Origin of the sequence: Caballeronia sp. LZ032 (assembly GCF_031451315.1) — a bacterium.
In the GTDB taxonomy this organism is placed as follows: Bacteria; Pseudomonadota; Gammaproteobacteria; order Burkholderiales; family Burkholderiaceae; genus Caballeronia.
Window position 1 is genome coordinate 37,086 of the sequence record NZ_JARUXP010000004.1, and the last position, 23,399, is coordinate 60,484.

Here is a 23,399-nt window from a genome sequence, read left to right on the forward strand (position 1 = left end):
CTCGGCCGTGCGAGACGCCACAGTACCCTGTCGCGCTTCGCCTCGCAAACCTGCGGACCGGGACATTGACCTTATGAGGAATCCGCGGACTGCCGCTGCTTGCGATGTTCGAACTTCGAGGAGCTCGAGATCACGCGCGTTTGCAGCGGACTCGGCCAAGTGGCGATGCGCGCCTTTGATCGCAGTCGGCGCCGCGACGTCCGTGCCAACGCCTTTTGCTATAACAGCGCGCGGCAATTCTCGCAGTGCGTCGATCTCCTGCAAGCCTCTCATCGGCGCCTGGTTTTGCGTGTACATGGCTGCCACTGGATTTACGGACGCCCATGCAAGCGCTCTGTCAGACATCATTTCCCGGCGCGTTTATTCATCAGTGAACGTAATATTCATATTCGCACGACACGAAGTCAAGAAAGCGTTGAGTCGGAACGGCAAGTAGTTTCCCGAACGCGCCGAAATGTGAACCCTTTCTGCGGCTTACACTGGCGCTCCTGACACCAGATATCCACCCAGACTGAGAATGCCTTCCGAACCGATGGACCAGGATGTCGATGCCGACCGCTACCGTGCACCCGCGCTCGACAAAGGCCTCGACATCCTCGAACTGCTGTCTGAGCAGAAGTCAGGGCTGACGCGCGCGGAAATCACGAAGCGGCTCGGGCGCAATGCGAGCGAGATGTATCGGATGCTGGAAAGGCTGGTTGCCCGTCAATATGTCGTGCGTTCGCCGGAAGGCGATCGCTACTCGCTGAGCCTCAAGCTGTACGCACTTGCGCATCGTCACCCGCCGATGAACCGGCTGATTGCAGCGGCCCTCCCAGCGATGCAGCGTTTCGCCGACGCTGCCGAGCAGTCCGTACACCTCGTGGTCTACGAGCGCGGGAATCTGCTGGTGATCGCCCAGGTGGATGGGCCTGGGACTTGGGGCATATCGGTGCGGCTTGGCGCGCGCGTCGGTCTGATCGATACCGGCTCGGGCCGCGTGATGCTTGCTTTTCAAACGGACGAGCAACGCGAACACATGCTCGCCGAACATACGAAGGTCAAGGGCGAGATGACCGTGGACGGTGCAGTGCTGGACGCCGACTATCGGCAGATCCAGGAAGCGGGTTTTTCGAGGAAGGACAGCCAGCAGAGTTTCGGCGTGACAGACGTGACGTTTCCGTTGCTCGGTCCTTCGGGCCAGGCGATTGCCGCCCTCACCTGTCCATATATGCGACGCATCGACGACTATGTTGCACCGTCCGTTGAAGAAGTGACTGCCTTGCTGATGGAAGCATCGAACTCGCTTTCGATGACGCGTGACTGAGCACCGTGCGCGACGCGTTAGAATGGCGACCCTTCCAAAAGGCAAGGCGTCATGACGGCGCATTGCCGTGTTCAACCCGACGCATTTCCGATGGCGAAACTCCTTTCCGATACCGAATTCCTGCGCTTCTCCGAACTGCAGCAAAAGCAAGCCAGCTTCACCATCACGTCCGACGAAGCGGACGAGCTGCGCGAAATCGTCGCGCGCGCACAGAAGAAACGCGACGATCGGGCGGCTGCGATGCAATCGATCGAAACCTACATCGCGCAGTTCGAGATCTCACCGGACGAACTCTTCTCGGCTGAGCAGATCGGCGAAGCGGCGCGAACCTTTGGCCTCATTCCGGCCGCGAAAAAAGAACGCGCACTACCGCCTCAGTTGACGCACAACGGCAAGCCATATCAGTGGACCTCGCGCGCACTGCCCGAGGAGATTCGCGCGCCGCTCTTCGATGCGTTCGTCTCGGGACAGTCGGTCAAGCCGTTTATCGCGACGCTCAAGGACACATCGCGCTGTGCGCTGACCATTGCGCGGCTCGAGAAGGAAACGGGAAATTCGTATGCCGAAGCATTGCTCGATGAGCTCTCGATCTCGCGCGCGCAGGTCGATGACGCGCGAGACAAGCTCGCGGCCTAGTTCGAGGCCGGCTGTGTCGGCTTGACGCCCAGCCGCATCTTGAAGCCGACGACGCCTGGATCTTCAGTCTTCGTCAACTCGAAGCCGGCACGACGCGCCAGTGCGATCATGCCGGCGTTCTCCCGCAACGCCTCGCCCACCAGCCAGCGCGTGCCGCGCTTTCTCGCGTAGTCGATGATGCGCGAGAGCAGAAGCCCGCCTAAGCCCCTGCCTTTCATGTCCGAGCGCGCCGCCACGGCGAATTCGGCTGTCTCGTTGTCCGGATCGGCAATGGCTCGCGCGACGGCCAGCGTTTCGCCGGTGCCCGCATCGTCGGCGTGGGTGACGATCAACGCCATTTCCCGGTCGTAATCGATCTGCGTCATGCGGGCGAGTTGCGAGTGATCGAAGCTGCGCACGGCACCGAAGAAGCGAAGACGCAAATCCTCCGCAGTATTGGCCGCGACGAAGGCGCGATGAGCGTCTTCGTCCTCGGGCCGGATCGGACGCACCGTAATGCGCATGCCACGCCAGTCCAGCGTCTCCTCGAGGCAGCGCGGATAAGGGACGATCGCCAACGGCTTGCGATGCACACCGAGTGTGAGTTGCGCCTCGTGCGCGGAGACGGAATCGCGCGTCACACGCAGAACCAGCCGAAGCGCGACGATTTCTTCGATATAGCAAACCAGCTGCGAAAGTGCGGTGAGTGCCGCGAGCAGCAACTCCGTTGGCAGTTCGCGCGAGCGCGGTGAGCGCATGACCAGATCCCGCGACAACACGGGATTGAGCGGCGGCAGCGCGAATTCGTGCAGCGCATCGGCCAGGCCCAGAGCCCCCTCGGCCTTGAACTCAAATACAGGACCGAACACACGATGATTGAGCAGGCGCGCCTGGATCTCGACTGCGTCGCTCGCCAATGCATTCGATGGTCCGGGTTTGACCGGAATGCCGAAGCGTTCGAGTGCGCGTGCGGCTCGTTCTCCATCCAGTTCCGCTACGCCGTTCGCTAACGCAGCACGGATGTCGTTCTGCGCGGTGTGGAGATCTCGCGGGAGCTCGGCCGGCTGACCGTCCGGCGTCTGCATGAGCAGTTCGCGTCCTTGTCGAAAATCGACAAGACGGGCGAAGGCACGCGCCAGCCGATGCGGCGTCGTATGGACCGGGATTCCGTTCGCGTGCAGGGCGTCGCGGGTTGTGGAATCCACGCAACCGAAAAAGCACGCCAGCAATCCGCGATAGGCGTGATGGCGCTCATCGATCAACGCGCGTGCGACATCGGCTACGGGCGCACTGTGCGTCGGCGCGTGCACGATAAAAGCTGTGCCGGACTCGCGATGATCCGCAAGTGCGCGAATGGCGGAACCGAAATCGGCAGGCGTGGCATCGTCGCCAAGGAGAAGAGGATTACCGGCATGAGCGCGCGGAAGCGCAGCCGCGATGGCATCGCGCGTGGCGGCCGGCCAGTGAGCGAGATCGTCTCCTGCGCTGGAGAACGCATCCTGCGCAAGCGCGGCGACACCGCGGTCACTCGTGATCAACGTCGCGACGTCACTCGACGCGACCCGGCCGATACCCAGGGTTTCGATTTCATCGAGCAGATCATCGAGCGAATCGACGCGCACCAGACCCGCGCGGCGGAATACGGCACCGTAGAGCCGATCGAATGGATCGTCGCGACCGGTGCGCAGGACCAGCACGGGCTTGTTGCGCGCGGCGGCCCGGGCGGCGGAGATGAACTTGCGTGCGGAAGTCACGCTCTCGATGGCAAGCAGGATCGCTCGTGTGGAGGGATCGCTGGCGAGGAAATCGAGGATGTCACCGGAGTCGACATCGGCCTCGTCGCCCAGTGCAATGACTTTCGAGAAACCAAGGCCGCGTGCGTTCGCCCAGCCGAGAACGCCGTTAGTCAGCGCGTTCGATTCCGATACCCAGGCAACACCACCGGGTTTGACCTTGCAGGCGGGAGCTCCAAGACACGCACCGATGGCAGGTGTGACGACGCCTAGGCTCGATGGCCCTACGATGCGCATCAGGTAAGGGCGCGCAGCGGCGAGGGCCCGTGCGGTCCACTCCTGGGTGCCAAGACTTGCTGCTTTCCACTGCGCTGGTTGCGTGGCTGAGGAGCCTCTTTCTTGCCGATCGGCCTCACCGACGATTACTGCCGCCTTGGTTCCTCGTCTACCGAGGTCCTTGATGAGCGCTGGCCAAGTATCGGGGCGCGTACAAAGGATGGCGACATCAGCGCAGTCAGGCAATGCAGCGACAGTCGGATAGACGGGGGTATCGTTTAGCGTTTCATGCTTGGGGTTGACGGGCCATAGCGATCCAGCGAATCCGGCACATAGCGCGCGCGTCCAGACCATTTCTCCAACGCTTCCGCTCCGTGACGACGCACCGACCACGGCAATCGACTTCGGTCCAAACAGTGTGTCGAGGTTGCGAACGGTCATGGCAACTCCAGCATCGATGCTTGATAGAGCGCTCAAGGATAGGCGATTTCGCTTGATGGCATTGGCCGCGGCGGACAGTCGTGAGCCGTGCCTTTATGCGCATAAAGCCTCCCCATCGGATCCACGAGCTACGCCAGCGAGAGCTTCATATCGTTCGTGCGATGGGAGCGTCCAGGCTTTATGCGCATAAAGCTCGCAGTGATCGAGGCACACTGAGACGCTCATGCCTGAGACGACAGCAGGCAGCCGCCGAAAGATTCATTTCGCGACAAGTATCGGCGCTGATCGCAGGAAACCGGCAAGGGCTCGCCTTTCCTTTTGTTCTTGAATGTCTCAACGCCATAGCAAACGATGGCAAACCTAAACGAGAAGAACCGTCCACGAATCACACGCGAACCACACTCAGGCCAAACTGCCTCGCCATGTGGCTTTATGCGCATAAAGATCTCGCAACGCGGGCAATTGGAAATGCGCCGCGGCCCCATTGAAACATCTGCGCATTGCCATAACACGCGCAGCCGTGAAGCATTGACACCACCGCGCAGCGGCGTTGTTACTCAAACCTCCTCCTGTCTTAGTTCGGCTCAATCGAAGCTTTATGCGCATAAAGCTAGGCCGAACGACCAGCACACTCTGAATTCAGCTAATTTGACTGGAAAAATCACTACGTCAATGTAGAATTCAACGAACTTCAAAGATTCGGAGCAGAACGTGGCAGCGGAAATCATAGCGATCACGCAGCAGAAGGGCGGGGTCGGCAAGAGCACCATTGCGATGCACTTGGGGGCAGCTTTTCACGAGAAGAAGAAGCGGGTTCTCGTCGTGGATGCGGATGGGCAAAACACACTCGTCCACTGGTCCAGCGCTGCCTCGGACGAGGCCCACGGTATTCCGTTTCCTGTGGTTAATCTGTCGGAAGCGGGGGGACAGATCCATCGGGAGATCAGGAAATTCGTCAACGACTACGACATCATCGTGGTGGATTGCCCGCCCTCCATTACGGAGAAAGTTTCCGGCGTGGTTCTTCTTGCAGCGAGTGTCGCTGTTATTCCGACGTCTTCATCACCAGCCGATTATTGGTCAAGCGTGGGCCTGGTCAAACTGGTCCAGCAAGCGCAAGTTATGAACGAAGACTTGCGCGCTGTCTTCCTCCTCAACAAGACCGAAGAGAAGCGCATGCTGACGCGCGAACTCAAGGTAGCCCTCGAAGAGCTTGGTTTCCCTCTGCTCAAAACTCAAATCCCCACCCGCGAGTGCTACAAGCAGGCAATGGCACTCGGCCAAACCGTGCTTCAGATGACCGATCGTGGTTCGCGTCTCGCTGCGATCGAGATTCGCGCCGTTGCCGATGAAATCCTCGGCATGCTCTCCTGACTTTATGCGCATAAAGGACCCTGAATGAAACCGTCCCAGTTTGCAAATGGCTTCAAGGCCCGTCCCGACTCCACGAGCAGCGAGAAGCGCACGGCGCTTGACCGCCTCAATGCGATCGACGGAATCGTCGATATCCAGCAGGCAAGTCAGGCCGCTGCAAATGGCCGTTCCAGCGCCTTTGTTGCCGACGACACCGCCGATGTCATCACCGGCGCCGAAACCGATGATTACCGGGCCTGGAGACGAGCAAACCGCTACACCGCCGGTCAGATCATCGATTTGCCGCTCAAGTCAATCAAGCCAAGCCCATTTAATCCCCGCCACTTTTATCTGAAGACGTCGATCGCCGAACTTGCTGTCAACCTCGCGAAGCAAGGGCAGCAACAGGCTATTCACGTCATCCCGGACTACGCCAGCCCAGGAACCTTTTTCGTCAGTGACGGCGGCCGTCGCGTGCGCGCGCTGAAGGAGGCGAACAAGGAGACGGTCAAGGCGGTGGTGGTCGACTTGCCTATCGGCATCGAGAGTTACAAGCTTGGCTACGATCTCAACGTCCAGCGCGACTCCCAAACCGTGTTCGACAACGCCGTAGTCTGGCGGCGCTTCCTCGACGAGAAACATTTCCAGAGCCAGCGCGAATTGGCCGAGCATCTCGGACTCGACGAATCGACGATCGCAGTGGCCCTGTCCGTCGCCAAGCTTCCCGAGAACGTCATGCAGGAGATGGTCACTCGACCGGACCGGTTCGGCTCGAACATGGCCTATCAAATCGCGCGCTACCATACCGCCCGCGGCAGCGACGCTACGCTGCGCCTGATCAACAAGATCACGTCCGACGATCTCAGCACACGCCAGGTCGCTGATATCGTGAAGGGACGCGCGAGCGGTCAGGCTGGATCCAGGACACCGAGCCGTCAGCGCTATGCCCAGCGACTCGAAATCAAGCTGGACGGAATCGCGGTAGGTGATTTGAAGTCTTACGGAGAAGATCGGCTCGAACTTCGTTTGCGTGGCTTGTCGCGCGAAAAGCGTGATGAACTGCTGCATCAGATCGAGACGATGCTCGAATCGGGAAAGCTCAAGAAGTAAGTGTCGCCCGTCGTCGGGGCTGAGCCCTGCCGACGCTGTGGGCCAGTCGCCTTCCAGCGGAACCGAGGTTCAACCAGCGCGCGACTGGCTCAGCGTGAACGCGAGAAGGTCTCCATCGGTGGGCTCGCCCCAGGTCTTTCGCGCAAGCCAGTCGAAGAACGACGTTTCACCCAGTTTCGAATCCAGGCCGCGCTTGCGCCAATCCTCACGCATATGCGTACCCAGTCCCGGTAGCACATCTTCTTCGAACGACTGACGCGCAACTTCCCGTTCATCCTCACCTTGCTCGTCGTAGAGCACGCGTGCTTCCTTGCGTCGATAAGCCGAGAACTCGCTCAGCAGACGCGCCTTGAGATCGTCCGCGCCATTGACCGCTGCGGCCATCGCTGCACGCGGCACGGCACCGTTCGCAGCCGGCGGAGCGGCATCTACGGGAGGTGCGTAGCCTTTCTTGAGTGCATCCTTGAACAAGGCAGCTGCGCTCCGAACCGCCGGCAATGTCGTGCTGCGCATGCGCTGCTCCGTCATCTGCAAGGCCGCGCGAATACGGTTCTCTTCACTGTCTGCGTAGAGCGTTTGCGCATCCTTGAGCGGAATACCGATCTTTACCATCCGGTCGACCAGCGTGCTATCGAAGACATTCGGATGTTCGTCCAGCGCCAGCATGGGCTGTTTCCGCTCGGTCACGCGAAACTGGATCTCGGCGACTCGACGTCCCTCCCGGTGCTCCACCAACTCGACAAAGATGTTCGTCACCGCGTTCACTTCAGCAATGGCTGGACGCAAGTAATCCCGCTTGAAGTACTTGTATTCTCGTTTGGCTTCGTCGCCCGCTTCCGTGTCCGGCGTACCGGATAAAATCGGCCGCCACCATTCCCAGGTCTCGCGCATCGTCAGATGGCTGGGATTGGTCAGGTATCTCACGCAAATCTCATATAGCGCAAGGCCGGCGCTGCTGCGTAACTGACTCTGAAACTGAAGGCTCAAACGGGCGTACTGGACGGGATCGAGCAGCTTTTTCTTGATCTTCGGCGCGAAGGAAAACTCCACCCAGACCCGGCGTGTCGTTGGATCCTCGAGAATTTCGGCGTCAGCGATAAGCGTGGAAATGCCCCACTTGCGACCAGGCTTCTGACTCGATGTCCCCGTGCTCCATTCGACCTGCACTGAGACCATGCGCCGCAGATGTTCCTTGACCAATGCTGTGTCATTCGAATCGAATGCAGAGTTGGCCACAATATCCGACAACAGCGCGCGGTAAGTGTCACCGGATTCGTCCGCCTGCTGCGCAACGGCCAAGAGTACGTTGAACAACTTGCGAGTTAGCAGCGTGATCTTTCCGCTTTTTGGCTGAATTGCAATGGCTTCGACGGCCTTGCGCAGCTCCGCCGAGCTTGGGCTGACGACGTCGGTTTTCTTGGTGCGCTTGGTTGCCATGCGGTAAACGGATTCGAGATTGCGGTGAGCATACCGATTGGGGTGAACGGCGTCTATAGGGTCAATCTCACCGTCGAGCGGTGAAGCCTTGCAAGTCGTGTCGACTCACTGCGGTGCGATCCCGCAAACACTCACCCCTCACCGGTCGATCCCATCGGAGCAGCGCCGTATCCACGCGCGTAAACGGGAAGCGCCTTGTTTTCGAGGCTCCGGTGGACGAATCAATTAGTCCCGAAAAGACTCACCTTAAAAATTTTTCTGCTCGGCGGCCCTCGTGATGACGCTGGCGAAGTACGCCGGTGGTGGCCATGCAGTGCGTGTATCGGCGTCGAATGAAGTCGACGGATGCCACGAGGTGCCTCGATGGCCCAATCAATCCGAGATATCTCCCGGAAAACCTCACCTTTGCCCCGAAACCATTTGGTGCATATGCCTTCACGATGCCCATTCGACACGCCTTTGTGCTTGGCCAGCTCCCGAATTGCCTCACCTTAGCCCAGCAAAGGTGGCGCGAAGCCTCAAAACAACCGTAAGGCGTCTCCCGAAAATCCTCACCTTTCAGCATCTGCATGTCAGAACTCTCGTCTTTGCAGGCACTTATCTCGCTTTCCTCATGCCTATTCGAGCGTAAGAGCACCTGTAGAACCTCACCTTTTGTCCCTACCAGCTCTCGCCGCGGTGGATGTGACAGCTCCTGAAATGTCTCACCTTTCGCCGGATCCGAAACTTCGCGTCATCTATAACCCATTGTTTTAGAAGTATTTTTCAGAAAAAGAGAAAGTTTCGCCCTTATCGAAGAACTGCCGGGAGACTGCCGCGTCCCGTAATTCCTCACCTTTCTGATTGTGACTTGCATCAAAAACGAACGAGTCAGCATAGAGATGACGTCCCGAAAACTCTCACCTTAGGCTCGATAGAGGCCTTCCAAAGGAGAAGGGAAGACAAATCAGCGTTGGCTACTCCCGCAAGCTCTCACCTTTACCGGTTTCAGCAAGCAAAAATCGAGGCCAGCACCGCTTGGCGCCTGAAAAGACTCACCCTCATAGCGCGTTGAGTCCCGAATCGCCTCACCGATACGTAACAATTGCCGATTCAGTCCGAAATTTCGTTCTCTTCGGTTGCTCCCGAAAACTCTCACCTATGACTTGGGCTCGCCAACGATAATCAGCATGCAAATCAACGTATCGAGCCTGCCAAGTTCCCGGAAAGCCTCACTGCTGCTGAACACACGGTCCCTGAATCCGCTCACGATGCCTCCTGTTGAACCTCACGATGCTCCCCGAATCTCATCACCGCAGCTTCCCGTAGAGCTTCACCATCCATCCCGGAGGTTCTCACCCAATCGCGCGCAAAGCCTTATCCATCAAGGGTTTCGCTTGGCGTTAACGGTTTTAACTAGGTTCAAAGGTGTTTACTTTCTAACACTCTCAAGCTCCGCGAGTTCTCAGAAGAGCACAAACAGCAAACAGCCTTCGTGAAACAGCAGCGCATGGAACGCGCTAGCATTAATTTCATAAAAAACATAGAGTTGAGGCTTTTAGCTCACTATGTTTCACGAATAGGCCGCCTTGAGCGTCGATCAGCATGACCTATTCCGGCCAGCATCATGGCAAACCCGAGCAACGCTGTTGCAAAACTTCAAATTAGTATCAAACAGAACGTAAAACGTTATGATCGATATCTCGACATTGGCGTTTAAGCTATGAATCCAGACTTTCGCACCGCGCTTAGAGATGAAATCGAGACAATGCGAGCCAACGGCGCGCGGCGGCAGGATCTTTCCCAACATGCCTGCAAACGTCTCTTCTTCGACTTCGGCGTCAGGCCATCGGTAACGACGGTGCGTGAAATCACGCAAATCGGCAGCGCCAGCGATATTCCCCGAGACATCGACGCCTTTTGGACCGAGGTACGGACCACGCTTCGTCCCCGACTTGATGCGGGCGCGATTCCGGAATCGCTAAGAGATCGCGCCGGCGAGCTGTTCGCCGCGCTCTATGACGACGCACTTCAGCACGCCCGTAGCGCGCTTGCAGAAGACAGGGCTCATCTCGATACTGCCATACGAGCCGCTGAATCTCAGGCTCGCGACGCAGACATTCGCTGTGAAGCGACCGAGCAGGCGCGAGAACGGGCGGATGCGCGCGCCGAGGCCGAAGTCGCGCGTGTTGCCGTGCTCGAAGCCGAACTGAACTCACTCCGAAATCAGCGGGCTGAGGCACAGGCGGGCCTGCGCGAGATTGTCGCTCGTTGGGAAACCGAGAATGAAGCGCTTTCCGCTCGTCTGCAACAGGAGCAATCAACGGCGGCACGTCTGCACGACCGGGTTGATCAACTGCAGAACGAGATGCGTCAGAGCGCAGAGCACTACGCTCAGCAAATCAAGGATGCCGTCAAGGAAGCGGAACGGCGTGTAAGGCCCATGCTCGTCGAACTCGACTCCTTGCGTGGCATGGCAGCCACATACCAAGCGGGCATGCGCGAGACGAGTCAAAAGGAATTCGACTTCATTCAGCAACTGAGCGCGGCCAGAAGCCGCGCTGAGAGGCTTGAGTCTCAAGTGCGCGTTCAATCCGATGAAATCGACGCGCTTGTGCGCGAGCGCGACCTCCGGAGCACCCAAGCGAGCGTCAGCAAGGAAATTGGTGAACTGCTCGCGGTGCTGGCGGGAGACGGGCGCCTGAGTGCAGCGGAAATCGCCGGGCTCGGCACTCAGGTCGACAACTACGTCGTCACGCCGATCGTCTGTCCAGGCTGCGATGCTGGCGAGCCCGAGATGCAGCGCCACGAAGATGAGTTTGAGCTTTCCTGCCCGCATTGCGAAAGAACGTCGGGCGCGGTGGCGTCGAAACTGGCGGCGGTGGATGAGTTTTTCCGCTCCAGCCGCGTCAACCATCCCTGAGTGGCAGCAGAGCAATGCACCCGAAAATCAAAGGTGAGGATTTTCGGGACCACTGTCGAGGCGCCGTGGGCTCACGTATCGGCGCCCGATTCATGGGCATGGGCCAGATCTCGCTCCCGTATCTGCTCACCCATCCAGTCTTGCCACGCGCGATAGAGGCGGTGTGCTGACACTGTCTGCTGAAGCCCGAGCCACTGCCCAACTCTGTCTGGATCCGTTCCGTTCTCGAACAGTTCAGCTGCGTAAGTGTTACGAAGTGTTTGCGGACTCGCCCTGGCGACGCGCGATGCGGCAATGCCGGATGCGTCCACGACGGCGTCGATCGCACGCAGCATGGTCGCCTTGTGCATCGAGCGTCCGGCCAATGCCGCAGGGAACAGCAGATCGCCGGCATGTCCCGCTGCTTTGCGTTCTGCCATCCACTGGTCGAGCAAATCGAGCGCGAACGGCGCGAGGCGCGCCTGTCGGATCAGCAACGGGTTGGCCGCGTCCACGGTGAGATACGGCGCGCCGGTTGCGTAACACTCGACGGTCAGCTGCGCCGCTTCGCCCGTCTTCACGCCGGCGCCAAGAAAGGCCGCTACCAGCGCCCGATCGCGCCGCTCCTTCCAGCGCTGGCCGGCCAGCAGCGAGCCCAGGGGCGAGTGCAGATGCGCGATGAGCAAGGCACGCTCGTCGTGCGTGAGAAAGCCGGTTGGCTCGTTGTCGCGGGCCTTGCGCCATGCCGCGTCTCCATCCTGCGCGATGAATCGCGCAGGGTTCGTCGCCGCCGATTCGACTTCCCGCACATGATCGAGCACGCGCTCGATGAGTCGCAGATAGCGCATCCGCTGCGGCCGGCGAATGTCCAGTTGCGCCACGAATTGTTCGATGACAGGCCGTTGCACCGTATTCAGCGTCGCGCGACGAGACGTCAGCCACTCGAGAAAGTTGCCCCATTGCGCGCGATAAACGTCCGCCGACGATGCGCGGAACTCCTGTTGAGCAAGCCACGCGTCGAAGGCCGAGTGAGGGTCGGCTTGCCAGTCAGCGCGCTGTTGGTCGAAGAGATCGGAAGTGTTCGGCATGGTTTCGGTAGCGCGTGCCTCGCTGTGTTGCACTGTGCACAGGGTCGTGTGTCGTGCTTTCTACGTCAAGCACCGCTGTGATAGAGATCGGAACGCTCGTCTTGCGCGAGTCGGGTGCGGTGATAAAGCCCGCGAAACTCACTGATGAGAAAACTCTGATTTCTCGCCACCCACCGAGGAAGCATCGGGTGGCTTCGGCGGGAATTTAATGCTCGTGGGAGCACGCGGATTGTCCCGCGTGCCAGGACCCTTGGCCTCAGTGCGCGGCGATTGCCAGTTGCGGTCGGCCATGTCGAGCAGCGCGCTCGTAGGCATCGACAGCGAACGCGAATACTGCGGGTAAGGCGTCGGACGAAGCGACGTCGACTACGTCGTCGGTCTGAGGGAAATGGAAGTTATCAGGCCGCGAGAAGAGTTCGCGAAGCGTGGCTTCGTGCCGCCCGGCGAAGCCCAGATCCGCGACGGCCTCTGCTTCGATGGCATGCAGGAGGCGCCAGGTCAGCGGCACGCCCTTGTCGATATAGCGTGCGGCGATCTGCCGTGTGATGCGTTCCAGATCACGTACCGCACGAGCAAACTGCCTTCTGCTGAGACTTTCGCCGTTCGACTCCATGATTCACCCCTTTGCGAGCTGGTCTTATTGTACTGTATAAATATACAGTACTGGTGCGATGAAACTAGCGTCGCGCTACTGGTCGCGGCTGTATGTGCGATTCCGCCTACGCGTCTTTCAGACATCCGCCGCTATGCGCGCTTGCCAACGAAGCGCACTCTGGAGCCATGCTTGGGAATGGTCCTGGGCGAGGCGCGCAGAGAGCGGTTGAGAGCGGTTGAGTACGTCTGAACCGCATAGCGCACCCATTACGCTGCAAGACACGGGAGAACCGATATGAACAAGGATCAAGTGGAAGGCGTTGGCAAGCAAGTCAAGGGCAAGATCAACGAAGGCGTTGGCAAGATGACGGGCGACAAGGTCCAGGAAGCCAAGGGCGATATGCAGCAAGCCGCCGGTAAGGTGCAGAAGGGTGTGGGCGATGCACGCGAAGACGTCAAGGACAGCGTCAAAAAGAATCCGTAAGCGGATCTGACCGAGGCGATTTTGGCGCATCAGTTGCGCCGCTTTGAAGTGGGACGCTCATCGTTGAGCGTCCTTTTTTTATGCCGATCGGTCCAAGGAACCTTAGGCATGTCGAGTCGAGCGCGACGTCAGACGTTTATGCGCATAAAGCCCACCGCGGCGGTAAAGACCGCAGCAGCTACCCATGAATGACGATAAGGAGCGCCTTGGCTTCAGCACGTCCGACGTTGCAAATCGCATGCGCTTCATCTGCCGCATAACGCGCGGTATCGCCTGCTTTTAGTCGACGTGCCGATCCCGACGCCTTGATCTCTATAGCTCCGTTCAGCACGGTGAGATGTTCGCGCGTGCCGGGTTCATGAGCTTCCGAAGTAAGCGCCGCACCAGTTTGCAGCGTGAGTTCATACCACTCGAATTTACCGGCTAGCTCGATCGGCCCCCAGACACGCAGCTGATAGCCGCCGTTGTCGCCGGTCAAGGTCGGAATGTCGTGGGGGCTGGCGACGCGAATCGCTTCCACTGGCCTTTGTTGCGCGAATAGTTGATCGAGGCTGATCCCGAGCGCATTGGTCAGTCGCCATGCAACCGCGATAGTCGGATTGGCTTTGTCTCGTTCGATTTCCGACAACATCGATTTCGACACACCCGCCGCGCGAGACAGGTCGTCGAGCGTCAGCTGTCGCTCACTGCGCAAGCGCTGAATCATCTCGCCGACACGCGGCGGAGTCGCGCCGGCGGATTCGGTTGCCTTTCCTTCCGGTCCTGAACTTGCCATGACTCCCACAATCCCTTAGAGTGTTCGGTATATCGGAAATATGTTCGAAATATCGAACGTGTTCAACGTATTGAATGGACTATAACAGGGCTATTGGTTGCGCGCGCACGCATGTTGGACTGCGTGCAACCTCCACCGGCCGCCACGAACGAGGATTTGCCATGAACGACCGATACCTCAGTCATCTCCGCGAGACACTCGAAGAAATCAGGGCTGCCGGTTTTCACAAGACCGAGCGTGTGATCGCCAGCCCGCAGTCGCCAGACATTCGCCTTGCGAACGGAAACGGCGTGCTTAACTTCTGTGCGAACAACTATCTCGGGCTAGCGGACGATCGCCGATTGATCGATGCAGCCAAGGACGGGCTCGACATGGATGGCTTCGGCATGGCATCGGTGCGCTTCATCTGTGGAACTCAGACGGTGCACAAGGAACTCGAGCACGCCATCGCGCAATTCCTGAAGACCGAAGATGCCATTCTCTATTCCAGCTGCTTCGACGCCAACGGCGGCCTATTTGAGACGTTGCTGACCGAAGAGGATGCAATCATCAGCGACGAGTTGAATCACGCAAGCATCATCGATGGCGTACGACTTTCAAAGGCCAAGCGTCTGCGCTACAAGAACAACGATCTCGCGGACCTCGAAGCGCGTCTGCAGGAAGCCGACGCGGCCGGCGTCCGCTTCAAGCTCATTGCGACCGATGGCGTGTTTTCGATGGACGGCATCATTGCCGATCTCGCCGGCATCTGCGATCTCGCCGATCGTTATCAGGCGCTTGTCATGGTTGATGATTCGCATGCCGTCGGCTTCATCGGTGAGCACGGACGCGGTACGCCGGAACACTGCGGCGTGCTGGATCGCGTGGACATCATCACGGGGACACTGGGCAAGGCGTTGGGTGGCGCATCGGGCGGGTATGTCGCGGCAAGCAAGGAAGTCATCGACTTGTTGCGTCAACGCAGCCGGCCTTATTTGTTCTCGAACTCGCTGGCGCCGAGCATTGCGGCAGCATCGCTCAAAGTGCTCCAACTGCTCGCCAGCGACGAAGGCGCTTCTTTGCGCAAGCGGGTCAAGGAGAACGGCAGGCGTTTCCGCGGGGCGATGACATCGCTGGGCTTTGATCTCGTGCCCGGCGAGCATCCCATCATTCCCGTCATGCTGGGTGACGCACAGCTTGCGTCGAAGATGGCCGATGCGCTGCTCGACGAGGGCGTTTATGTCATCGGCTTCTCTTACCCCGTGGTGCCCAAGGGGCGTGCCCGTATTCGCACTCAGATGAGTGCAGCCCACACGTCGGAACAGATCGATCGCGCGGTCGAAGCATTCGGACGCGTCGGGCGCACGCTCGGCGTCGTTCGCTGAGCCTCAAGGCAGGCTTTATGCGCATAAAGCCTGAAACGGCCGCCTAAGCACCAAGGGACGCGTGCCGGGTCACAAGCCCGCACCACTCCATGCACGCGATTCCAGCACAAACCGTCAAGACCACCGTCAGGACCAAAAGCAATGAAAGCTCTCGCCAAACTGGAACGCGCCCCGGGCCTCACGCTTACACGAGTGAAGCGGCCCGAAGTCGGCCATAACGATGTCCTCATCCGCATTCGCAAGACCGCGATCTGCGGGACCGATATTCATATCTGGAAATGGGACGAATGGGCGCAGCGGACCATTCCCGTGCCAATGCACGTCGGACATGAATACGTTGGCGAGATCGTGGAGATGGGCCAGGAGGTGCGCGGTTTTGCCATCGGCGACCGCGTATCGGGTGAAGGTCACATCACGTGCGGCTTTTGCCGCAACTGTCGCGCGGGGCGGCGTCATCTATGCCGCAATACCGTTGGCGTCGGTGTGAATCGCGAAGGCGCGTTCGCCGAGTATCTCGTCATTCCCGCCTTCAACGCGTTCAAGATTCCCCCGGACATCTCGGATGATCTCGCCGCGATCTTCGATCCATTCGGCAACGCAACGCATACCGCCCTCTCGTTCAACCTCGTCGGCGAGGACGTGCTGATTACCGGCGCCGGGCCCATCGGCGTGATGGCGGCGGCGATTGCGCGGCATGTCGGCGCACGTAACGTCGTGATCACCGATGTCAACGACTACCGGCTCGAGCTCGCGCGAAAGATGGGTGCAACGCGTGCCGTCAACGTGTCGAATGAAAATCTGCGCGACGTGATGAGCGAAGTCGGCATGACCGAAGGTTTCGATGTTGGACTGGAGATGTCCGGCGTACCGAGCGCGTTCACCGCCATGCTGGAAGCGATGAATCACGGCGGCAAGGTCGCGCTGCTGGGTATCCCGCCGGCGCAGACTGCCATCGACTGGAATCAGGTCATCTTCAAGGGACTTGAGATCAAGGGAATCTACGGTCGCGAGATGTTCGAGACCTGGTACAAGATGGTCGCGATGCTGCAAAGCGGTCTGGATCTCTCACCCATCCTCACGCACACCTTCCCCGTCGACGACTATCAACGCGCGTTTGACACGATGCTCTCCGGCAACAGCGGCAAGGTCGTACTCGACTGGACCGCAGAAACAATCTGACACCTCACTGCGCCGAATCCGCGCGCGGCTTTGAAAACTCGGCCTGGATGGCGACGTGCACATCGTCGCCGACTGCCGGATACCACGTCGTCAGCCCGAACTGTGAGCGGTTGAAGTGTCCATCGGCCGAGAAGCCCAAGGTTTCCAGCTTCGTGAGCGGATCTACCGCGTGCCCGTTGAAGGTGACGTTCAGGCTGACCGGCCGCGTCGTACCGCGAATGGTCAGGTCGCCCGTCAGCGTGCCTTTGTCGTCACCCGTGCGCTGGAAGCCCGTGCTGACGAATACGATTGTCGGATAGCGCTCCACGTCGAACATGTCCGGTCCCTTCAGCATGCGGTCCAGCAGCGGTACATTCGTGTTGACACTCGATGCATCGATGGTCGCTCGCACCGAACTGCCGGACAATCCGTCCGCAATCCAGTCGAGTTGCGCCTTTGCCTTGTCGAATCGAATGACGAAGCGTGAATAGTGAAGATGATCGACGTCGAAACTCACATTCCAGTGATGCGCATCGAGTTGATACTGTCCTGGTGGAACGCTCGATTCGCTCGACGACACATGGTGCGTAACGACCTGCAACGGCGTGCAGGCCATCATCGACGCGACAAGACTGGTTGAAACCAGCGCCTTCAAAACGTTCATCGCTCACTACCTCGAATACGGAAATTACGAACTGGAAGATCGGATCGGACGCCTTGGAAACACACGCCCGCCGTCACGTCGATTTCGTGCGTCCACCCGATAATGACGCGATCCGGTAGAGTTCGCCTCGCCCTCTCTCTCAAAAAAAAGCGCCGTCGCTGCCACGCGATGGCGGAGAACCTATGCGTCTGTCGCTACCCTGGCTCCGATCGTTTCATTCCGTGTTGCTGACCATTGCCGCAGTGCTGGCGTCCGGCTGGACATCCGCCGCTCATGCAAGTCTGTGCGGCGACGGTCTCTGGGCGGACGCGATGATCGCGTCGCATCACGTTCATCCGGACAAGGACTTCGAGCAGTTCAATCCGGGTATCGGCGTCGAATGCTGGGTCGCGCCGCAATGGGCGGTGACGGGCGGTTATTTCCGCAATTCGCTGTCGAAACCGTCTTTCTATGGCGGCGGTGTGTGGAGCCCGGATTTCCTGCACTGGCAGTATGTCCGTTTCGCGGTCATGGCCGGACTGATCTCCGGCTATGACTATGGCAGCTACGGAATCGGCCATAACCATACGGTCGGTCCCGTGGCCGCGCCGCTGATCATGCTCGAATACAAACGGGTCGGCGCCAATATCATTCTGATTCCGCCCATTCCATCGAGCGATCTTCCGTTCACGCTCGGCTTCATGCTTCGAGTGAAGTTCTGAGCCAGGCGATCCCGCTCCCCCTCACACCGTCCGGGCAGCATCTCTCAAACACTCGACCAACATCGTCGCGGCCGGCGTCAGCGGACTGTCGCGCCGCGTAATCACCCGCACTGATACCGCGGGCAACGGATCCGTCACCGGGAACACCGCGAGTCCGTCACGCGCCCACGGATGATCGAGCAAGCCCGCGGGCATCGACGCCACCGCATCCGATCCGCGCAACAGACCATGCGCGATGATGAAGCTCGGACATTCGATCACGCGTCGCGGCACCGCCAGCCCGCGCTTCGCATAGGCGTCGAGCAGCGCCTGAGTCGAGCTTTCCGGCGACGGATTCAACAGCCATTCGGCCTCTGACAATTCCGCGAGCGCCGTGGCATGCCGCAGCGGATGATCCGCGCGCCCGACAATCGAAGAGCGGCTCTCATACAGCTCCATGTGATCGAATTCCGGAGCGAGAAGCTCGGGCACGACCACCGCCACGACGAAGTCGAGCGAACCGTCGCGCAGACGCGGCATCGCCACGCCTGGAAAGCCCTCGATAAAGCTCACACGCGCATCCGGCATTCGCCGCCTGAACGCCCGATAAGCCTGCGGCAGGATCGAGAGCGCCGCGGTCGGCGTAACGGCCGCGCTCACGCTGCCCGCACCGGCGCCTTTCATCTGCGCGATGTCGTCTTCGGCACGGCGCATCTCGCTCACGATCAGATGCGCACGGACCCGCAACTGCTGACCGAACGCGGTCAACTGCACGCCGCGCGCGGTGCGCAGCACGAGCGCCACGCCCAGATCCTGTTCCAGTTCCTTGATGGCCTTGGTCAGCGCCGCCTGCGACAAATGCAGACTGCGCGCCGCAGCGCGAATGCTGCCTTGCTCGGCCGTGGTCAGAAACGCGCGCAGCTGGTGATACTTCATGCTCATGACCGACACCCTAGGGTTAGCACCGACAACTATCAGTAATCACGCATTCAATTTACCGTCTTTTGGTTGGCTTTTCGGCTTTATATGCTTGGTGCACGTCGAATCGCATCGAGCAAGGAGGAGCCTCATGTTGTCAGTCGAACCTGTAATCCCCGGCATTGCAGCCATCGCGCGGGAATTTGTCGAAGTACGCCGGCGCATCCATGCGCACCCGGAACTGGCCTTCGAAGAAACCCGGACCAGCGAACTCGTCGCCGGGATGCTCGCGCAATGGGGCTATGAAGTTCATCGCGGGCTTGGCCGGACGGGTGTCGTCGGAGTGCTGAAGCAGGGCGAGGGCGGCAAGCGCATCGGCTTGCGCGCGGACATGGATGCCTTGCCAATCGAAGAAGCCACCGGACTGCCCTACGCAAGCCAGCACGCCCGCACGATGCACGCATGCGGACACGACGGCCACACCGCCATGCTGCTGTGCGCCGCGCGCTACCTTGCCGAGAGCCGCCAGTTCTCGGGCACGCTGATCGTGATCTTCCAGCCGGCCGAGGAAGGCGAGGCGGGCGCGCGGGCCATGCTCGAAGACGGACTCTTCGAACAGTTCCCGTGCGATGCCGTATTCGGCCTGCACAACATGCCCGGCCTGCCCGCAGGCGACATGTTCTTCACGCCGGGTCCGGGCATGGCATCGTCGGATCGCGTGAATATCGTGGTGCGCGGCGTCGGCGGCCATGGCGCGATGCCGCACGCAGCGCGCGATCCGATGCCGGCCGTCGCCTCGATCATGCTGGGCCTCAACAGCATCGTGGCGCGCGAAGTCGATTCGCAGAAGCCCGCGGTGGTTTCGGTGGGCAGTGTGCAGGCGGGCGAAGCCAACAATGTGATTCCCGAAACCGCGCTGCTGAAGCTCTCGGTACGCGCGCTCGATGCAGGCGTGCGCGCGCTGCTGCAGGAACGCATCACCGCGCTCGTCCACGCGCAGGCGCTGGCCTACGGCTGCACCGCCGAGATCGGCTATGAACTCGGCTATCCCGTGCTGGTGAATCACGCAGGCCCCACGGCCTTCGCCACCGAGGTCGCCGTGCAGATGCTCGGCGCACAGCGCGTCGAACCGGCTGCGAAGCCGTTGATGGGCAGCGAGGACTTCGCCTTCATGCTCGAAGCGTGCCCGGGCACGTATGCGTGGATCGGCAATGGCGTCGGGTCGAAGGGCGGCTGCATGGTTCACAACCCGGGCTACGACTTCAACGACGACATCCTCGCGACCGGCGCGAGCTACTGGGTGCGCCTGGCCGAAGCCTGGCTCGCCGACTGACTTTCGGTCCGACACCGCGGAACTCACGATGAATACGTCCACACTGGCCAGCGCCACTTCCTCATCCATTGCTCCGGCTTCCGCCAGCCGGGCGGCGCGCACGCGCCTCGTTGCGGCGGCGGCTGTCGGCAACGCGCTCGAGTTCTACGACTTCACGGTCTATGCGTTCTTCGCGCTCGTCATCGGCAAGCTGTTCTTTCCGGTGCACGATCCAGTCGGCCAGTTGCTGCTCGCCGTGGCGAGCTTCGGCGTGGGTTTCTTCACGCGTCCCGTCGGCGGCTTGCTGATCGGCATGTACGCGGATCGCGCCGGACGCAAGAAAGCGATGCTGCTGACACTCGGCCTGATGGCGCTCGGCACCGCGATGATCGCGGTCGCGCCGACCTTCGCGCAAGCCGGCCTCGCCGCGCCGATCATTCTCGTGCTGGCGCGGCTGATCCAGGGATTTTCGGCGGGCGGGGAAGTGGGAGCGTCCACCACGTTGCTGCTCGAACAGGCGCCCGCCAACCGTCGCGGCTTCTATGCGTCCTGGCAGTTCGCCAGCCAGGGTTTGTCGGCGCTTGCGGGCGCGTTGACCGGCGTGGCGCTTACCGCGTCGCTGACTCAGGCGCAACTCGAAAGCTGGGGTTGGCGCGTGCCGTTCATCATCGGCACGGCGATCGTGCCGGTCGGCTGGTGGCTGCGCCGCACGATGGAAGAAGCGCCCCGCGATACCCTTGAAGCCGCGCCGAAGGCGGCGAAGCTCCCGCTCGTGACGGTGTTGCGCGAACATCGCCGCGCCGTGCTCAATGGCCTGGGCCTGACGATCGGCGGCACCGCGGCGCACTTCATCATCGTGTTCTACCTGTCCATCTACGGCGTGAAGACGCTCGGGCTACCGGGCTGGACGTCGATGTTGTCAGGCTGCGTGTCGGGCGCGATCCTCTTCGTCGTGGCGCCGATCGGCGGCTATCTGTCGGACCGCATCGGCCGCAACCGGCTTGCTCAAGTTACCCGCATCGCATTGATGATCGCGATCTGGCCGGCCTTCGTGCTGCTCAACAAAGTGCCGACCACCGGCACCTTGCTCACCGTGGTGACGGTGCTGTCCATCGTGCATTCGCTCAACGTCGGCCCGACCGGCGCGATGCTCGGCGAACTCTTCCCGCGTTCCGTGCGCGCGACGGGCGCGGCCATTGTCTACAGCCTCGGCGTCGCAATCTTTGGCGGCTTTGCGCAGTTCTTCGTCACTTCGCTGATCATCATCACGAAGAACGTGATGGCGCCTGCCTGGTATGTAATGGGCTGCGGCGTGCTGTCCGTGATCGCGGTGGCCTGCATGCGCGAGCGTTCGCAGGAGACGCTCGACTGAGCCTGAATCGTCGCGCCGCAATCCGGACCGGACAGGCGAACGAGGTGTATAACTCGACCTGTCCGGCGCACGAAAGCTTCCTCGCGCTGGACCCCAGGCCAACAAGAAAAGGGGACATCCATGCGCAAGCTGCGTTCGCAAAGCTGGTTCGGCGGTAGCGACAAGGACGCGTTCATCCATCGTTCATGGATGAAGAACCAGGGCATTCCTCACGACGAATTCGACGGCCGTCCGGTGATCGGCATCTGCAACACGTGGTCGGAACTGACGCCCTGCAACGCGCATTTCCGTGAGCTGGCCGACTACGTGAAGCGCGGTGTGCGGGAGGCGGGCGGCCTGCCGCTGGAGTTTCCGGTGATGTCGCTCGGCGAATCCAATCTGCGGCCCACGGCCATGCTGTTCCGCAACCTGGCGTCGATGGATGTCGAGGAATCGATCCGCGGCAATCCCATCGATGGCGTCATTCTGCTGGTCGGCTGCGACAAGACCACGCCCGCGCTGCTGATGGGCGCTGCGTCGTGCAATCTGCCTGCGCTCGCCGTGTCGGGCGGACCGATGCTCAACGGACGCTTTCGCGGCGGCACGATCGGCTCCGGCACGGGCGTGTGGCAGATGTCGGAGGAAGTGCGCGCGGGCCGGATGACGCAGGAAGAATTCGTCGACGCCGAATCGTGCATGAACCGCTCGCGCGGCCATTGCATGACGATGGGCACGGCATCGACGATGGCCTCGATGGTCGAATCGCTCGGCATGGGCCTGCCGCACAACGCGGCGATTCCCGCCGTCGACGCTCGCCGGCAAGTGCTGGCTCACATGGCGGGGCGGTGCATCGTGGACATGGTGAGGGACGATCTCACGATGGACCGGATCCTCACGCGCGAGGCTTTCGAGAACGCCATTCGCACTAATGCGGCCATCGGCGGTTCGACGAATGCGGTCGTGCATCTGATCGCGCTGGCGAAGCGCATCGGCGTTGCATTGACGCTCGAAGACTGGGAGCTCGGCAGCGAGGTGCCATGTCTCGTGAACCTCCAGCCATCGGGCGAATTCCTGATGGAAGATTTCTACTACGCGGGCGGACTGCCGGCGGTGCTGCGTCAGATGGGTGAGCAGGGACTGCTGCATCGCGACGCGCTCACGGTGAACGGGCGCACGATCTGGGACAACGTAAGCGACGCGCCGAACTACGATGAGAAGGTCATCACCACCTTCGCAAAGCCGTTCAAGCCGCATGCGGGCATCGCGGTGCTGAAGGGCAATCTTGCACCGAACGGCGCGGTGATCAAGCCATCGGCGGCAACGCAGTCGCTGTTGAAGCATCGCGGGCGCGCGGTGGTGTTCGAGAACGTCGAGGAACTGCACGCGAAGGTGGACGACGACGCACTCGACATCGACGAGCACTGCATCATGGTGCTGAAGGGCGCGGGGCCGAAGGGCTATCCGGGCTTTGCGGAAGTCGGCAACATGCCGCTGCCGCGCAAGGTGCTGCAGAAGGGCATCACGGACATGGTCCGCATCTCGGACGGCCGCATGAGCGGCACGGCCTACGGCGCGGTGGTGTTGCACGTGTCGCCCGAGGCCGCGGCGGGCGGGCCGCTGGCGCTGGTGCAAACCGGCGACATGATCGAACTCGACGTGCCGGCGCGGCGTCTGCATCTCGATGTATCGGACGAGGAGCTGGCAAGACGCCGCGCCGCATGGCAAGCGCCCGAATTGCCGCGACGCGGCTATTACCGTCTCTACGTCGAACATGTGTTGCAGGCGGATCAGGGCGCGGACCTGGACTTTCTCGTCGGTTCGAGCGGCGCGCCGGTGCCGCGCGACTCGCATTGAGCGGA

The 23,399-nt window shown here is 60.7% G+C and carries 17 protein-coding genes and 3 pseudogenes; 13 read left to right on the top strand and 7 right to left on the bottom strand.

Going from position 1 to position 23,399, the window contains the following annotated elements:
* Nucleotides 1–517 precede the first annotated feature (517 nt).
* A complete protein-coding gene (locus QCE69_RS28140; RefSeq protein WP_309925378.1) occupies nucleotides 518–1,306 on the top strand; it encodes an IclR family transcriptional regulator in 789 nt (262 codons plus the stop codon).
* 90 nt (nucleotides 1,307–1,396) lie between these two features.
* A complete protein-coding gene (locus tag QCE69_RS28145) occupies nucleotides 1,397–1,942 on the top strand; it encodes a hypothetical protein (protein WP_309934270.1) in 546 nt (181 codons plus the stop codon).
* On the opposite strand, the gene QCE69_RS28150 is transcribed toward QCE69_RS28145, so the two are convergent.
* The gene (locus QCE69_RS28150) at nucleotides 1,939–4,371 is read right to left on the bottom strand and encodes a GNAT family N-acetyltransferase (RefSeq protein WP_309934272.1); all 2,433 of its coding nucleotides are present in this window, start codon (nucleotides 4,369–4,371) and stop codon (nucleotides 1,939–1,941) included. The genes QCE69_RS28145 and QCE69_RS28150 overlap by 4 nt on opposite strands.
* Before the next feature lie 711 nt (nucleotides 4,372–5,082).
* Between QCE69_RS28150 and parA the strand changes: the two genes are divergently transcribed.
* The 3 genes and pseudogenes from parA to QCE69_RS28160 all read left to right on the top strand — a co-directional run.
* Entirely contained in the window at nucleotides 5,083–5,745 is a 663-nt protein-coding gene (gene parA / locus QCE69_RS28155; protein ID WP_309925386.1) for a ParA family partition ATPase, read from the top strand.
* Nucleotides 5,746–5,769: 24 nt separating this feature from the next.
* Nucleotides 5,770–5,875: pseudogene (locus tag QCE69_RS39585) on the top strand (chromosome partitioning protein ParB); the annotation flags it as partial.
* Between the two features lie 92 nt (nucleotides 5,876–5,967).
* Nucleotides 5,968–6,834: pseudogene (locus QCE69_RS28160) on the top strand (ParB/RepB/Spo0J family partition protein); the annotation flags it as partial.
* A gap of 69 nt (nucleotides 6,835–6,903) precedes the next feature.
* Here QCE69_RS28160 and QCE69_RS28165 read toward each other — a convergent pair.
* The gene (locus QCE69_RS28165) at nucleotides 6,904–8,271 is read right to left on the bottom strand and encodes a replication initiation protein (protein ID WP_309925390.1); all 1,368 of its coding nucleotides are present in this window, start codon (nucleotides 8,269–8,271) and stop codon (nucleotides 6,904–6,906) included.
* A gap of 1,702 nt (nucleotides 8,272–9,973) precedes the next feature.
* Between QCE69_RS28165 and QCE69_RS28170 the strand changes: the two genes are divergently transcribed.
* Nucleotides 9,974–11,173, top strand: coding sequence for a DNA-binding protein (locus QCE69_RS28170; protein ID WP_309925394.1), 1,200 nt, complete (start codon nucleotides 9,974–9,976; stop codon nucleotides 11,171–11,173).
* Between the two features lie 122 nt (nucleotides 11,174–11,295).
* On the opposite strand, the pseudogene QCE69_RS28175 reads toward QCE69_RS28170, so the two are convergent.
* Nucleotides 11,296–12,240: pseudogene (locus QCE69_RS28175) on the bottom strand (tyrosine-type recombinase/integrase); the annotation flags it as partial.
* Nucleotides 12,241–12,496: 256 nt separating this feature from the next.
* Nucleotides 12,497–12,853, bottom strand: a complete 357-nt coding sequence (locus QCE69_RS28180) for a DUF2471 family protein (protein WP_309925399.1) — start codon at nucleotides 12,851–12,853, stop codon at nucleotides 12,497–12,499.
* Between the two features lie 276 nt (nucleotides 12,854–13,129).
* On the opposite strand from QCE69_RS28180, the gene QCE69_RS28185 reads away from it, so the two are divergent.
* Nucleotides 13,130–13,318: a CsbD family protein gene (locus tag QCE69_RS28185; protein ID WP_309925401.1), complete on the top strand. Its 189-nt coding sequence runs from the start codon at nucleotides 13,130–13,132 to the stop codon at nucleotides 13,316–13,318.
* 178 nt (nucleotides 13,319–13,496) lie between these two features.
* Here QCE69_RS28185 and QCE69_RS28190 read toward each other — a convergent pair whose 3' ends face one another.
* Nucleotides 13,497–14,093 carry an XRE family transcriptional regulator gene (locus QCE69_RS28190; RefSeq protein WP_309925404.1) on the bottom strand — a complete coding sequence of 199 codons (597 nt, stop codon included), beginning with the start codon at nucleotides 14,091–14,093 and terminating at the stop codon, nucleotides 13,497–13,499.
* A 161-nt stretch (nucleotides 14,094–14,254) separates the two neighbouring features.
* Here QCE69_RS28190 and QCE69_RS28195 point away from each other — a divergent pair, with 161 nt between their 5' ends.
* The gene (locus tag QCE69_RS28195; protein ID WP_309935394.1) at nucleotides 14,255–15,457 is read left to right on the top strand and encodes a glycine C-acetyltransferase; all 1,203 of its coding nucleotides are present in this window, start codon (nucleotides 14,255–14,257) and stop codon (nucleotides 15,455–15,457) included.
* A 141-nt stretch (nucleotides 15,458–15,598) separates the two neighbouring features.
* Nucleotides 15,599–16,636 (top strand): L-threonine 3-dehydrogenase, encoded by a 1,038-nt coding sequence (tdh, locus tag QCE69_RS28200; protein WP_309927466.1) that lies wholly within the window; start codon nucleotides 15,599–15,601, stop codon nucleotides 16,634–16,636.
* Between the two features lie 4 nt (nucleotides 16,637–16,640).
* On the opposite strand, the gene QCE69_RS28205 is transcribed toward tdh, so the two are convergent.
* Nucleotides 16,641–17,279, bottom strand: coding sequence for a YceI family protein (locus tag QCE69_RS28205; protein WP_309934277.1), 639 nt, complete (start codon nucleotides 17,277–17,279; stop codon nucleotides 16,641–16,643).
* Nucleotides 17,280–17,461: 182 nt separating this feature from the next.
* On the opposite strand from QCE69_RS28205, the gene QCE69_RS28210 reads away from it, so the two are divergent.
* Nucleotides 17,462–17,980 carry a hypothetical protein gene (locus tag QCE69_RS28210; protein ID WP_309925407.1) on the top strand — a complete coding sequence of 173 codons (519 nt, stop codon included), beginning with the start codon at nucleotides 17,462–17,464 and terminating at the stop codon, nucleotides 17,978–17,980.
* Nucleotides 17,981–18,001: 21 nt separating this feature from the next.
* Here the strand turns inward: QCE69_RS28210 and QCE69_RS28215 are convergent, their stop codons facing one another.
* On the bottom strand, nucleotides 18,002–18,895 hold the full coding sequence (locus QCE69_RS28215) for a LysR substrate-binding domain-containing protein (protein WP_309935396.1): 894 nt from the start codon (nucleotides 18,893–18,895) through the stop codon (nucleotides 18,002–18,004).
* Between the two features lie 133 nt (nucleotides 18,896–19,028).
* Here QCE69_RS28215 and QCE69_RS28220 point away from each other — a divergent pair, with 133 nt between their 5' ends.
* From QCE69_RS28220 to QCE69_RS28230, 3 genes are all read left to right on the top strand, one after another.
* Entirely contained in the window at nucleotides 19,029–20,210 is a 1,182-nt protein-coding gene (locus QCE69_RS28220; protein ID WP_309934279.1) for a M20 aminoacylase family protein, read from the top strand.
* A gap of 28 nt (nucleotides 20,211–20,238) precedes the next feature.
* Entirely contained in the window at nucleotides 20,239–21,561 is a 1,323-nt protein-coding gene (locus tag QCE69_RS28225; RefSeq protein ID WP_309934280.1) for an MFS transporter, read from the top strand.
* Between the two features lie 120 nt (nucleotides 21,562–21,681).
* On the top strand, nucleotides 21,682–23,394 hold the full coding sequence (locus QCE69_RS28230; protein ID WP_309934282.1) for an IlvD/Edd family dehydratase: 1,713 nt from the start codon (nucleotides 21,682–21,684) through the stop codon (nucleotides 23,392–23,394).
* The last annotated feature ends 5 nt before the right edge of the window (nucleotides 23,395–23,399 follow it).

Coding starts and splice junctions, on each gene's coding strand:
- QCE69_RS28225 (WP_309934280.1), top strand. CDS start 20,239: ATGAATACGTCCACACTGGCCAGCGCCACTTCCTCATCCATTGCTCCG.
- QCE69_RS28170 (WP_309925394.1), top strand. CDS start 9,974: ATGAATCCAGACTTTCGCACCGCGCTTAGAGATGAAATCGAGACAATG.
- QCE69_RS28150 (WP_309934272.1), bottom strand. CDS start 4,371: ATGACCGTTCGCAACCTCGACACACTGTTTGGACCGAAGTCGATTGCC.
- QCE69_RS28165 (WP_309925390.1), bottom strand. CDS start 8,271: ATGGCAACCAAGCGCACCAAGAAAACCGACGTCGTCAGCCCAAGCTCG.
- QCE69_RS28205 (WP_309934277.1), bottom strand. CDS start 17,279: ATGAACGTTTTGAAGGCGCTGGTTTCAACCAGTCTTGTCGCGTCGATG.
- QCE69_RS28145 (WP_309934270.1), top strand. CDS start 1,397: ATGGCGAAACTCCTTTCCGATACCGAATTCCTGCGCTTCTCCGAACTG.
- QCE69_RS28140 (WP_309925378.1), top strand. CDS start 518: ATGCCTTCCGAACCGATGGACCAGGATGTCGATGCCGACCGCTACCGT.
- QCE69_RS28210 (WP_309925407.1), top strand. CDS start 17,462: ATGCGTCTGTCGCTACCCTGGCTCCGATCGTTTCATTCCGTGTTGCTG.
- QCE69_RS28190 (WP_309925404.1), bottom strand. CDS start 14,093: ATGGCAAGTTCAGGACCGGAAGGAAAGGCAACCGAATCCGCCGGCGCG.
- QCE69_RS28195 (WP_309935394.1), top strand. CDS start 14,255: ATGAACGACCGATACCTCAGTCATCTCCGCGAGACACTCGAAGAAATC.
- QCE69_RS28230 (WP_309934282.1), top strand. CDS start 21,682: ATGCGCAAGCTGCGTTCGCAAAGCTGGTTCGGCGGTAGCGACAAGGAC.
- QCE69_RS28215 (WP_309935396.1), bottom strand. CDS start 18,895: ATGAAGTATCACCAGCTGCGCGCGTTTCTGACCACGGCCGAGCAAGGC.
- tdh (WP_309927466.1), top strand. CDS start 15,599: ATGAAAGCTCTCGCCAAACTGGAACGCGCCCCGGGCCTCACGCTTACA.
- QCE69_RS28180 (WP_309925399.1), bottom strand. CDS start 12,853: ATGGAGTCGAACGGCGAAAGTCTCAGCAGAAGGCAGTTTGCTCGTGCG.
- QCE69_RS28220 (WP_309934279.1), top strand. CDS start 19,029: ATGTTGTCAGTCGAACCTGTAATCCCCGGCATTGCAGCCATCGCGCGG.
- QCE69_RS28185 (WP_309925401.1), top strand. CDS start 13,130: ATGAACAAGGATCAAGTGGAAGGCGTTGGCAAGCAAGTCAAGGGCAAG.